This window comes from Paenibacillus sp. EKM10P, assembly GCF_011800655.1.
Lineage (GTDB): Bacteria > Bacillota > Bacilli > Paenibacillales > Paenibacillaceae > Paenibacillus > Paenibacillus polymyxa.
The window spans coordinates 164,557-177,403 of record NZ_JAALET010000002.1 but is presented as its reverse complement, the minus strand read 5'-3'; the positions used below and the strand labels follow the sequence as shown (position 1 = coordinate 177,403).

Below are 12,847 nucleotides of genomic sequence, written 5' to 3'. Positions count from 1 at the left end.
GAAAGAGGGCATTTTAGAAGAACGGAGTGAGAACATGAATCAGACGCCATTAAACACAGAAAAATTCCAACGTAAAGCAGTTAAGGTGGAAGAAGCACAAAGCAGGATAGCTAGCTATGCTCAACAGGGTGAAAGGGAGGACGTAGGGCTCGAGCAAGCACATGGTCGCTATCTGGCGATGAATTTGACTGCGCCACATCCGTATCCCCGCTTTCGTCGTTCTGGTATGGACGGCTATGCGATCCTTGCCTCGGACACTGAAGTCTGTTCGACCGGTCAGGAAATCTGGCTACACGTGATTGATGAAATTCCTTGTGGCACCGTATCGGACAAGCGGGTGGAGACGGGAATGGCAGTCCGCATCATGACAGGAGCACAACTACCTGAAGGAGCGGACACGGTGGTGATGCTGGAGGCGACACAGCTGCGTGAGGAAAATGGACAGACATATGTTGGCTTGAAGAAGCGTATGGAAGTTGGCAAAAATGTGACACAAATTGGTCATGAGATTAAGGAAGGTCAGCTTTTGCTCAGTAAGGGAACTTGCGTGGGAGCGGGGCATGTCTCGGTACTAGCTACTTTTGGTGTACATCGGGTGCCAGTTTACAGGAAGCCACGGGTGGCTGTCTTTTCCACTGGATCAGAATTGCTCGCAGTGGATGAGCCGTTACAACCGGGGAAAATTCGAAACAGTAATACATATATGCTGGCTTCTCAAATTAGAGAGGCAGGAGGAGAGCCGTTCATTCTGCAAGCCATTCATGATGATTTGAACCTTGCTCGTGCTTCTGTCCGAGAAGCGATAGCTGCCTATGATATTGTGGTTACGAGTGGTGGAGTGTCGGTGGGTGATTTTGATATTATGGGTGATCTCGTACGACAGGAAGATGTGAATATGCTGTTCAACAAGGTTACGATGCGTCCAGGTAGTGTAACCACAGCCGCAGTGATAGACGGTAAGCTGTTATTTGCGCTCTCTGGCAATCCCGGTGCATGCTTTGTAGGCTGTGAGCTGTTTGTACGACCAACTATTCAAATGATGTTATCTTCGGCACATCCGTATTTGCAAACCTGGACGGCGAAGCTAGGAGCAGATTATACGAAGGTAAACAACTATACCCGCTTTGTACGCAGTTCTCTGGAGATACGTAGTGGGCAAGTATATGCGATTCCTGCGCGAGTAGATGAATCCAGTGCTATGGTTACGATTAAGGACAGCGATTGTCTGATCGTAGTTCCTCCCACAACAGAAGGCTTGCACGAAGGTGAAGAGGTGCACGTACTGGTGCTTCAAGGCGGACAGGTGACGTGAAAACGAAATATCCATTTGTATGTCAAATCGTCGGATTCAAAAATACAGGAAAAACAACCTTCCTCGGAGGTTTGATTCGTTATGCGCAGCAGTCAGGACTGCGTGTAGCTGTGATCAAGCATGATGGTCATGAATTTGAGATGGATCATGAGGGGACAGATACGTATAAGCACCGACAGGCGGGTGCCGAAGGCGTAGCGATTGTTTCGGCAGGAAGAACTGCCATTTTAGAGGAACATAGTCGGCCTGTGATCGGACTCATCCGGCATTTTCAGGCCTATGACTGTGTGTTGCTGGAAGGTTTCAAGCAGGAAAAATATCCGAAGCTGATCATGGTGCGGGAACAATCGGATGCGCAGCTTGTTCAGGAACTGACAAATGTACAGGGAGTAGTAGTTTGGGAGTACCACATGGATTGGGCTCAGGACTACTACTCAGATGAACAAACGGTGCAAATATTTCCTGCCGATGCCAGTGAACCGGCAGGCTGCTGGCTACTCGAACAGATTCAGAGGCACAAAATGGGATTCCAGACAGAGCAGGGATGAGAGGGCTACTAATTAGCGGAGTCAGTCTGAGTCTCTATCCGTCGTTCGATCGCCTGAGACATCGTTTTGTCAGTCAGGTGGGCATAGACTTCCGTTGTTTCTGTCGAAGCGTGACCCAGCTGTTCCTTGGTTTTGTAAATATCATTTTGTAAATAATAGTCTGTAGCAAAGGAATGACGGAGCTTGTGAACGGTCAAATAGGGCTTGCCGAACCGCTTGGCGTATTTGATGATCATTGCTTGAATCGCTCTTTTAGTCATCCGTTTGCCCTCAGCACTGCCGTTGGGTCGCGCGACAAAAAGAGCTTTTTCTTTTTTTGGAGCGCGATAACGGGTATGTCTTAAGGATAAATAAAGTGCGAGATCATCTTTGGATTGCTCGCGGAAATATACTGGCGTTTTAAAAGTTTCATCGTTATTTCCTTTACGGTACACATACAGCAATTTATTGTTTATATCGAGATCGTCCATGTTCAAGTTGACGATTTCGGATACACGCAGTCCCGAGTTCAGAATAAGACTTGCGATACAGGCATCTCGCTCCTTGTTCAATTCATAGGAGTATAGGGCTTGCTTGTTATCAGCCAAATCTTGTCCATAGCCTTCATAAATATAGCCGATAAATTCAAGCAGTTCTTCCTCTTCCAGTATTTTTCCTTTGAGCTTGGCGGCCGTATCCTTGGGTTTATGTACGCGCTTAATTTCGACTTTGGCCATAATATTGCGCTTGAGCAACGGATAAAAGTTTTCATCCTCAGCGATTTGGCTCAAATAATGAAAGAGTGAACGCAAGGACGATAGCTTACGTGAAATGGTGATACGGGAATTGGAGCCTTCGCGTTTGGTAGACAGGAACAAACGAAAACCTGTAATGCTATCCATATGAAGTGTCTCTAATTCTTCCAGTGTCACTTGGGCATTCGTTTCTCCGGCAGACAAGCCTTCCGAGCGAAGCCATGAAAAAAAAGCTTCGTAATCCCGCACATATTCCAGCAAAGTAGAGGGGGATAGGTCGGGAAGCTTGTAATCCATAAATTGCTGTACGTACCATGGCAAATCCGGCAACTTTTCATCCAGTTTGCGCCGGTCGATGATCTTTTGTATGTTCATAGGGTTCACCTCGTCCGGTCATAATACATGTATTTTAGCATATTTTGAACAGCACTGGATGGGAGTAATCAAAGTAAAGAACAAGCTGACCGCCAAGAGAGGTGAAAGTATGGGATATAATATCAAATCAGAATTGAAGCTGTCCATAAAGAGTGTACCAGAGTCGCAGAAGGACATTATTGTCCAGCTCATGCAATTTTACTTATACGATTTTACAGCCTATCTGCGAATTGATGTCACTGAGAAGGGGACATTCCCGGCTTATCCAGACTTGTATCAATACTGGACGAGCGGCGAACAAAAGCTGCCTTTTTTGATCTGGAGACAGGATATTCCTGTGGGCTTTGCACTCGTTGACCGAATGTCTAGCAATCGAGAAGCTGACTATTACATGGCTGAGTTCTTTGTACTTCGTCCTTATCGACACAATGGCGTGGGCACTTGGGCGGCTCATGAGCTGTTTGGACGTTTTAATGGGCGATGGAAGGTGACTCAGATGAGCACGAATAGACCAGCCCAATCCTTTTGGCGCAAGGTCATTGGAAGCTATACGAATGGTGAGTATAGGGAGCAAACACATCCAGTACGAGGGAATATAAGTCAGTTTTTCAATACATGAAAAATTCATAATAGAAAACCACCAGAAAAAAGCCGAGGAGAATATTTTGTCGGCTTTTTTGTTGTCATTTCAAGCCTTCTGTTCATGGATCGTTCCAATTAGAACTTGCATTGACATTGGTAAAAACGCAGGTATACAGTTATTTGGTAATTCATATATAACTTATTGGAATCATTTATGGTAAGATAAGGATAGAAGTATATAAATTCAATAGGAAAAGAGGGTAATATGCTGGAGAAATGGGTTCAGGAACTAAAAGATGGTGAACAAGAACTGATTGCGTGGAGAAGATATTTGCATCAGCATCCAGAGCTTTCTTTTGAGGAAACGAATACATCTGCATTTATCGCAGACCAATTACGCTCTTTTGGTATTGAAGTAAGAACGAATGTCGGTGGAAACGGTGTGCTCGGTTTTTTAGAAGGCGGGCAGCCAGGTAGAACGATTGCATTTCGTGCTGATTTTGATGCACTTCCTATTCAGGATGAAAAGGATGCGCCTTATAAATCGACCGTTCCCGGTGTTATGCATGCTTGTGGACATGATGGTCATACAGCTGCGTTGCTAGGAGTGGCACGAGTGTTAAGCCATCACCGTGAGACACTGAAGGGAAAGCTTGTGTTTATTTTTCAACATGCCGAAGAAAAACCGCCTGGCGGAGCCAAATTCATGATTGAGGATGGTTGTCTGGATGGGGTGGAAGCAGTATATGGTATTCACCTTTCCTCGGAAATTCCACTGGGCAAAATCGGCTTAAAGAGTGGGCCGGCAATGGCTGCTGCCGATGCCTTTTCAATTGAAATCAACGGCAAGGGCGGACATGGCGCCAGACCGCATCAGACAGTGGATTCCATTGTTATTGGAAGTCAAATTGTGAACGGACTACAACAGGTCGTGAGTCGCAGAGTGGACCCTACGGAATCAGCAGTGTTAACGATTGGGGTATTTCAAGCAGGAACTGCCTTTAATGTAATTGCAGATAAAGCCAAAATTGAAGGGACCGTACGTACGTTTAATAAGGATATACGCAAGGAAGTCGAAAACGAAATTCGTAGTATCGTAAAAGGTCTAACGGATGCTTATCATGCGAGATACGAAATTGATTATTTGAATGGTTATCCTGCTCTGGTGAATGCCGAGGCCGAAACAGAACGGGTACGTGAGCTAGTCAGTAGGCTGTATGGAGCAGATGCTTTTATGGACTTAAAACCGGCCATGGGAGCAGAGGATTTTGCCTATTATCTAGAACAACGACCTGGAGCTTTTATTATTGTGGGCGCTCGTAATGAGGATGAACGAACCCATTTTGCTCACCACCATCCTCGCTTTGATTTTGATGAGCGTGCGTTACTCATCTCAGGACATATTTTTTTAGCGCTGGCGCTTGAATATTTGCAGTAATTTCAACCTATTAATGAATAGCCATAGCATTACGGAAGCCCGAACCGCGCATAGCGCGGTTTTTTGCTGTAAATCAAAGTATTTTGGTACCTCGTTCGAATGAAATTTAAAGAAAATAATTCATTATATGAAAAATTCATATTAGTAATTTATAAGAGGTATCAACTGTAAGTGGAAGCCAACTCTTTTATTACAAGTTATCAAGCAGAAGATCCTATTACATTATCTTGATTTTTCACACAAGGAAATGAGAAAAAGATGACGAATCTTTTGAGCAGACACCGATGTAAGCGCTAACAAAAAAGAGGTTGCAAATCTATTGGATTACTGGAGGTGAGCTTGAGAGAACGCTTGTTTGATTGATGAATGGAATAATAACGATAGGAACGAATCCGCAATTGACTGCTTACTTTTAGCTCGAAATGACTTGCATTTTTAAATGATTACGGAGAAGGAGGTTGAATTCATTGACTAAGGCAAAAAGCAGGTTGAGAATTGTATGTTTGGCGCTTATAGTAGCGGGTGCTTCCTGGACAGGCATGATAGCACCCACCCATGCTGCTCCAAGTGACGATTATACTTGGAAAAGTGTCGTTACAGGCGGTGGAGGTGGTTTTGTACCTGGTATTATTTTTAATGAAACGGAAAAAGATCTGATCTATGCCCGTACAGATATTGGAGGAGCTTACCGCTGGAATCCTGCGAGTGAAAGCTGGATTCCGCTGACGGATTCTGTGGGCTGGGAGGATTGGAACAAAAATGGTGTCGATGCACTAGCCACCGACTCTGTGGATCCGAATCGTGTATATATAGCTACAGGCACGTATACTAATTCCTGGGATAAACAAAACGGGCAAATTATGCGCTCTACCGACAAGGGGAATACGTGGCAAACTACAAAGCTTCCCTTTAAGGTAGGAGGCAATATGCCGGGACGCTCAATGGGTGAACGTCTGGCAATTGATCCGAATAAAAACAATATATTATTCTTCGGAGCTCGAAGTGGTAATGGATTGTGGAAAAGCTCCGATTACGGGGCGACCTGGAGCAAGGTGAGTAGTTTTCCGAATCCGGGGACGTATGTACAGGACCCTTCCAATGAATACACCAGTGATATTGTCGGTTTAGCCTGGATCACTTTTGACAAAAAAACGGGCTCTTCCAGTAAAGCAACACAGACCATCTATGTGGGTGTCGCAGATAAAAAGCAAAGTGTCTATCGCAGTACTGATGGCGGGACAACCTGGTCTGCTATAGCGGGCCAGCCTACAGGCTATTTGCCACATCACGGCGTTTTATCGCCAGATGGCGACCTGTATATTTCTTACAGCGATGGAGCTGGACCGTATGATGGAACAAAGGGTGAGCTGTGGAAACTGAATACAGCCAGTGGACAGTGGACTAACATTAGCCCCGTTGCCAGCAGCAGCGCAGACAATCATTTTGGATATGGTGGACTGACAGTGGACGCCCAGAAGCCAGGTACACTTATGGTTGCAACGTTGAATGCCTGGTGGCCGGATGAAACGATTTACCGCAGTACTGATCGTGGGGCAACTTGGAGCCCTATTTGGGAATTTGATGGTTATCCAGCTCGTAAGCTGAAGTACAATTTGGATATATCCGGTGCGCCTTGGCTGACTTTCAATGCCAATCCTGCACCGCCGGAAGTATCGCCCAAGCTGGGCTGGATGATTGGAGATCTGGAAATAGATCCATTTAATTCAGATCATATGCTGTACGGCACAGGAGCTACGATATACGGCTCTAAAAATCTGACCAATTGGGACAAGGGAGGTAAGCTGGACATCTCGGTAGCCGCTAAAGGGGTAGAGGAAACGGCGATTTTGGATTTGGTGAGCCCTCCAACTGGAGCTCCTCTGGTGAGTGCAGTGGGTGATGTCTCCGGATTCAGACATGATGACCTGTTCAAGGCTCCTGCTAAAATGCTGGATAATCCAACCTTTACAAGCAGCGAAAGCATTGATTATGCCGAGTTAAGCCCTTCTTTTATGGCTCGGGTAGGTAAAGCGGACTATAAAAAAGATCCAAACGCCAAATCTATCGGATTATCCAATGATGGCGGAGCGAACTGGTACAAAGCTAATAGCGAGCCTTCCGGTACAGCAGGAGGAGGCAGCATCGCTGTAGCGGCAAATGGTAATGGATTGCTGTGGAGTACATCGGACAAAGGTGTATTTTATTCCAAAACCGGAGGAAACTCATGGACAGCAAGCACGGGAGTTCCAGCTAATGCAAAGATCGCCTCTGACCGAGTAAATCCTAACAAATACTACGCGTTTGCTGCTGGGAAAATATATGTAAGTGTTGATGGAGGCGCATCCTTCACACCATCCACAGTTACTGGTTTGCCAAGTGTAGGGAATGCAGATATTGGTGCTGTACGAGGAGCGGAAGGAGATGTGTGGTTTGCTGGAGGCTCCGAGGACGGAGGGCCATACGGCTTATGGCATTCCAAGGATTCAGGTATTACATTCACCAAGCTTGATCATGTGCAGGAGGCGGATTTTGTAGGCTTTGGCAAAGCAGCACCCAATCGTACGAATGCAGCAGTGTTTATCGTTGGTAAGATTGACGGAACTCGTGGATTTTATCGTTCGGACGATGCTGGCGCAAACTGGGTGCGCATTAATGATGACAAGCATCAATATGCTCGAGTGACCACCATTATTGGGGACCCTCGGGTTTACGGACGTGCTTATCTGGGAACGAATGGCCGAGGCATTCTGGTGGCAGATCGTGTGGGTGGTGACCAGCCATCTACCGGGCAAGCAAGTATTACGCCGACGGCTGCAACCTATGAAGTGGCTAACAGTAATACCGATATTACTGTCAAGCTTACTCTTAACGGTAATACACTAGAAGCGATCAAGCAGGGGAGTGTGGCACTGAACAAAGGTGAAGATTATATGGTTAGTGAAGAAACAGTTATTCTTACCAACAAGTATTTATCTAAACTTCCTAAAGGAGAGACAACGCTCAACTTCCATTTTAGTACAGGCAATGATGCGTTGTTCACGATTACGGTGAAAGGGGATACGCCAAGTGAGCCGGGAACAGGCGAGGGTGCTCTGAAGGTGCAATCCTTCAATGGGAATGTATCTGCAACAAGTAATACGATCAGTTCCAAGTTTAAAATAACCAATACAGGAAGCTCACCCGTTTCCCTAGCAGATGTGACATTGCGTTATTATTACACCGTTAACGGCGAGAAATCACAAAACTTCTTTACGGATTGGTCAAGCATCGGTACAGAGAATGTCATTGCTAACTTCAAAAAATTAACTAATACGAAGCCAGGTGCAGATTCTTATGCAGAAATTGGTTTTAAGTCGGCAGCAGGTTCTTTAGAGCCTGGTCAGAGTGTTGAGCTACAAACCCGGATATCCAAAGCGGATTGGAGCAATTATACACAAACTGATGATTATTCCTTTAATCCCACAGCAAACAGCTTACAAGATTCCACTAAAATAACCGCTTACCTGTCTGGGATCAAGCAATGGGGAATTGAGCCTTAAATCTTCATAAAAATAATCTTAAGTCAGCCACTCTAATGAGCGAGCTGGCTTTATTTTTGGAGGAATCAGAGGTTTAAATTCAAACACATAACTATTTCACTATATGAAAAATTCATAATAGAAAAAATTCCTTCTCGCATACCATCATCGTCAAACAAACATACCACTTGAAACGAAAAAGAGAGATCGACAAGAATGTATGTTCTTATTTTGATTAAAAAGAAACGCTCCTGTCCTCAGACAAAAAGCGTTACAAATAAAGTTTTATATTTATCATACACCTCAAGTAAGATGACGGGATATTGAAATTAATAAGGTCATCGTAATGACATTCACAATCGTAGAAAGTAATACTGTCTGTGCCGCAAAGTCAGGTTCATTTTTATATTCTTCCGCCAAAATACTCGTGTTAACACCAGTAGGCATACCTGATGCAATGAGCAATGCTTGAGCGGGAATCCCCTTAAGACCTAGGAAAAACACGAGCATAAAGCCAACTATTGGACCTGCAATCAGGCGTAATACCATACTGATATACACGGCTGTCCGGCGCAAATGAAAAGGATACTGCACAATTTGTGCTCCCAAAGTAAGCAGAGCCACTGCGACCATCGAATGGCTAATATAATTTAGAGGCTCAGCCAGCAAATTAGGCAATGGACTGTGCAGTAGATTCAGGAGCAGGCCCAGCACAAGCGCGTAGGGGACAGGCATTTTTAAAAAATTAATTAAAATTTTTCGTGTATTGGCCTTACCGTTCTGTACAACAAAAGTACCATATGTAAATGTAACAAAGCTTTGAAAAGTCATAATCAGAGCTTGGACAGAAATAGCCAGCGGATCACCTTTAAACACCAACTGATTAATTGGTAGACCATAATTCCCTGAATTATCTAGCATGACACTGTTTGTAAAAGCTCCACGCATTCCGGGGCTGTATTTCAGAGATCTGGCAACGGTAGTACTGATTACGTACAGAATAGCTATGTACAGGGCATAAAAAAGTGAAACCTCACCCATGAGAATTAAAGAAATTTCAGAGTTATAAAGACCGGTGAACACAACTGCAGGGGTGATATAATAAAAATTAATTTTAGCTAGGGTATACAAATCCAATCGAAAATAATATTGCATGATACAGCCAAAACCGATAAGGACAAAAATAGGTAAAACAACGTCTAAAAGAATGGTGCCGAACATGTCTGTCTCCTCTTCTTTTTATTATACGAATGTAAACGTTAACCCTTAAAATACACGTGCATTTCCCATTATACTGTGGAAATAGGTTCACGCATAATAAAATTTATTATATTGGATTAGCCATCAGTCCCTGCAAATGCAACACTAGTAAAAAAGGGCTTCATATTTAGCTTATAGTAGCCGTTAATATATGTAGGTTATTAAACCTGGTCTTTTACTATAAGGAGGAATTGCATCATGAGAAACACATGGACAGCATTATTAGCGTGTATACTGGTCTTGGGACTGGCAGCGGGAACTGCCGAAGCTAAGCAGGGGCACCGAAATGATCAGGAGAAGAAACAGGAAGCAAATACGTCTGATAAAGACCGGAATGAAAAGAGCAGCAAAAAAGATAAACACAATGAAATCAAAAAGAATACCCCTGTTGCAGTAACGGATGATACATACGGGGAGTCCAAAGACCAAAAAGGTCGCAAGGGACACAACGGATATAACGGTCTGCTACAAGCAGTAGAAAATACAAAAGATAAGCCGGCAGGAGCGGTTATTGCGAATCTGCTGCTTACAAAATACCCGGATCGTTTGACCTCGGAGCAGGTAGCTGAACTTGAATTGATCCGAAATTCTGACAAAGCACTAACTAAGGCTGCTGAGCTACTGGATAAAAACGGAAATGTAACAGATGCCGTTTACATGCAGGAGGAGGCAGTTTTGGCTGATGTGTCCAATCTGGATAGCTACAAAAAGCTGGATGTACTCTTGAGCAAGGCTGGACGGTCATCAGGTATGAAGCTGTTCGTGAATGGTGAAAAATACGATGCCAAGCCGATTAACCGCAATGGCACCACACTTGTCCCGTTTAGAACAGCTTCCGAAGCTCTGAATGCCAAGGTTTCCTGGGATCCGAAAGAAAAGGCTGTTACTGTCAGTCGCAATGGTGTGTCCGTCAAATTATTCGTGAATAGCGCCAAAGCATATATTAACGGCCAGCCGTATTCTATCGAGCAACCAGCATCCATAGTGGATGGAACTACAATGGTACCTGTAAGGGTAATCGGAGAGGCTTTGGGAGCAAATGTTAAATGGGAGCCTGAGAGCCAGTCCGTTGTTGTATATGAGCAGTCAACAATATCTGAAGCATTATAGTGCTATAAACTAAGAAAATAGTGTATAACAGAAAGGGCGCCTGACTAAATGTCAGGTCCTTTTTTGTGTTGCCTTGCTACTTTGTACCTAGCTATTCGCATTATGTGCTGGTCATGTGTACAATTAAATAGAGAAATCTCAGAAAAGGGAGTGTCATAGATGGATTTAGGATTAACGGGAAAAGCAGCCTTTGTTGCAGGCTCCAGTAAAGGACTTGGCAAAGCAAGTGCACGCGAATTGGCACGTGAGGGTGCGAATGTTGTTATTTCTGGACGAAATGAAGCAGAGCTTCAGCGGACTCAGGCCGAATTACAGGAAACAGCGAGTGGTCGCGTTGAATATGTAGTTTGTGATGTAACCAAACCTGAACATATCTCCCAGGCCATCCGCCGTACAGTTGATTGGTTTGGCACCGTCGATATTTTGGTTAACAATGCGGGCGGCCCTCCTGCGGGCACCTTTGATGATTTTACAGATGAAGTATGGATGCAGGCCTTTGAGCAAAATTTACTTAGTCATATCCGGTTGATCCGTGAGGCGTTACCCTATATGAAAAAACAACAAAGTGGTAGAATTTTGAATATCGCCTCATCATCAGTGAAGCAGCCGATTCCGGGCCTAATTATTTCCAATACACTACGTACTGGAGTTGCCGGATTGGCGAAAACATTGTCCATGGAATTAGCCCCATATAATATTCTGGTACATACTGTAGCACCAGGGAGAATTGCAACCGATCGCGTACGTAGCTTGGACGAGCATCGAGCCGAAAAATCCCACCAAACGACGGATCAAGTTCGCAAACAAGCAGAAGAGGGCATTCCGTTGGGACGGTACGGTGAGCCTGAAGAGTTCGGTAAAGTCGTTGCTTTTCTGGCGTCATCGGCTTCATCCTATTTGACCGGCAGCACCATTCTTGTGGACGGCGGAATGATTAAATCACTATAAAAAAATAAAGAAGCGTGCCGCATCAGGTTTAATTGGTGCAGGCACGCTTTTTCATAAGTTATCTAAAAAGAGGTTTAGTTCATTGGCTGATCAGCTCTCGCGGCTTGGAAGCTCACAACCATCATCAGTACATACACCAGCTGCATCCTGTTTGGACGAGCTGCCGCTAATCATAGTGAAAGGAGAACGTTCATCCCATGCTTTTTGAAGCGCATCGTGAAATACCTCCTCAGGCTGAGCACCAGAAACAGCAAATTTTCGATCAAATACAAAGAATGGAACACCCTGAACGCCTAACTTAGCACCTTCAGTTTCATCAGCTCTAACTTCGTCGGTAAAGCGGTCACCGGCTAATATGGCAGCGGCTTCGTTATGATCCAAACCAACTTCGGCTGCCAACGCTGCCAGTACTTCATGATCCCCAGTATGCTTGCCTTCCATGAAGACAGCCTGAAATAAACGCTCGCTCAATTCCAGCATTTTGCCTTGTGTGTGAGCCCAATGCGTTAGACGGTGAGCATCGAAAGAGTTTGTCGGAACCATGGCATGAATATTGTACTCCAGACCTGTAGAACGTGCGTTTTCGGTCATGCGATCATTCATGGCATGAGCCTCTTGCAGACTAACGCCATATTTTGCTGATAGTTCCTCATTAATCGTCTTACCACTTTCTTTCACAGCATTCGGATTTAATTCAAAACTCTTGAATGTCAATTGAACCTCATCGCGATGTGGGAACTGCTGCAAGACTTGCTCCAAACGGCGTTTGCCAATATAACAGAACGGACACATATAATCAGACCAAACTTCGATATTCATCAGGAAATGCCTCCATATATATATTTTATTAAGCAACTGAGAGTGAATCAGCATACTTTAGTATAAGCAAAAGGTGAAACTTCATCAGTTACAAAAAGATTATACGGCTATTGCTTTCGATGTGCAAATAATTAATGCTTGTCAAAAAATAAATGCTATGATATTTTATATGTGTAACCGGTTACACAATTGGAGTTGAACCT

At 44.3% G+C, this 12,847-nt stretch carries 10 protein-coding genes; 7 read left to right on the top strand and 3 right to left on the bottom strand.

Features of this window, described 5'->3' with window-relative positions; genetic code table 11:
- Nucleotides 1-34 precede the first annotated feature (34 nt).
- Together HFE01_RS05755 and mobB are read left to right on the top strand one after the other, a co-directional pair.
- Nucleotides 35-1,312 carry a molybdopterin molybdotransferase MoeA gene (locus HFE01_RS05755; RefSeq protein WP_107733531.1) on the top strand — a complete coding sequence of 426 codons (1,278 nt, stop codon included), beginning with the start codon at nucleotides 35-37 and terminating at the stop codon, nucleotides 1,310-1,312.
- On the top strand, nucleotides 1,309-1,860 hold the full coding sequence (gene mobB / locus HFE01_RS05750) for a molybdopterin-guanine dinucleotide biosynthesis protein B (protein WP_016820736.1): 552 nt from the start codon (nucleotides 1,309-1,311) through the stop codon (nucleotides 1,858-1,860). The genes HFE01_RS05755 and mobB overlap by 4 nt, the downstream gene beginning before the upstream one ends.
- A gap of 8 nt (nucleotides 1,861-1,868) precedes the next feature.
- Here mobB and xerS read toward each other — a convergent pair whose 3' ends face one another.
- On the bottom strand, nucleotides 1,869-2,969 hold the full coding sequence (xerS, locus tag HFE01_RS05745) for a tyrosine recombinase XerS (protein WP_017427738.1): 1,101 nt from the start codon (nucleotides 2,967-2,969) through the stop codon (nucleotides 1,869-1,871).
- Between the two features lie 109 nt (nucleotides 2,970-3,078).
- Between xerS and HFE01_RS05740 the strand changes: the two genes are divergently transcribed.
- The 3 genes from HFE01_RS05740 (at nucleotide 3,079) to HFE01_RS05730 (ending at nucleotide 8,528) form a co-directional block, all read left to right on the top strand.
- On the top strand, nucleotides 3,079-3,588 hold the full coding sequence (locus HFE01_RS05740) for a GNAT family N-acetyltransferase (RefSeq protein WP_017427739.1): 510 nt from the start codon (nucleotides 3,079-3,081) through the stop codon (nucleotides 3,586-3,588).
- 228 nt (nucleotides 3,589-3,816) lie between these two features.
- On the top strand, nucleotides 3,817-4,989 hold the full coding sequence (locus HFE01_RS05735; protein WP_044786059.1) for a M20 metallopeptidase family protein: 1,173 nt from the start codon (nucleotides 3,817-3,819) through the stop codon (nucleotides 4,987-4,989).
- Nucleotides 4,990-5,456: 467 nt separating this feature from the next.
- Entirely contained in the window at nucleotides 5,457-8,528 is a 3,072-nt protein-coding gene (locus tag HFE01_RS05730) for a X2-like carbohydrate binding domain-containing protein (protein ID WP_167438468.1), read from the top strand.
- Nucleotides 8,529-8,810: 282 nt separating this feature from the next.
- Here the strand turns inward: HFE01_RS05730 and HFE01_RS05725 are convergent, their stop codons facing one another.
- Nucleotides 8,811-9,728 (bottom strand): AEC family transporter, encoded by a 918-nt coding sequence (locus HFE01_RS05725; RefSeq protein ID WP_013371415.1) that lies wholly within the window; start codon nucleotides 9,726-9,728, stop codon nucleotides 8,811-8,813.
- 237 nt (nucleotides 9,729-9,965) lie between these two features.
- Between HFE01_RS05725 and HFE01_RS05720 the strand changes: the two genes are divergently transcribed.
- Both HFE01_RS05720 and HFE01_RS05715 read left to right on the top strand, forming a co-directional pair.
- Nucleotides 9,966-10,877 (top strand): copper amine oxidase N-terminal domain-containing protein, encoded by a 912-nt coding sequence (locus tag HFE01_RS05720; protein ID WP_107733533.1) that lies wholly within the window; start codon nucleotides 9,966-9,968, stop codon nucleotides 10,875-10,877.
- A gap of 159 nt (nucleotides 10,878-11,036) precedes the next feature.
- Nucleotides 11,037-11,825, top strand: coding sequence for an SDR family oxidoreductase (locus HFE01_RS05715; RefSeq protein WP_016820742.1), 789 nt, complete (start codon nucleotides 11,037-11,039; stop codon nucleotides 11,823-11,825).
- A 90-nt stretch (nucleotides 11,826-11,915) separates the two neighbouring features.
- On the opposite strand, the gene HFE01_RS05710 is transcribed toward HFE01_RS05715, so the two are convergent.
- Nucleotides 11,916-12,644: a DsbA family oxidoreductase gene (locus HFE01_RS05710; RefSeq protein WP_107733534.1), complete on the bottom strand. Its 729-nt coding sequence runs from the start codon at nucleotides 12,642-12,644 to the stop codon at nucleotides 11,916-11,918.
- Nucleotides 12,645-12,847: the final 203 nt, after the last annotated feature.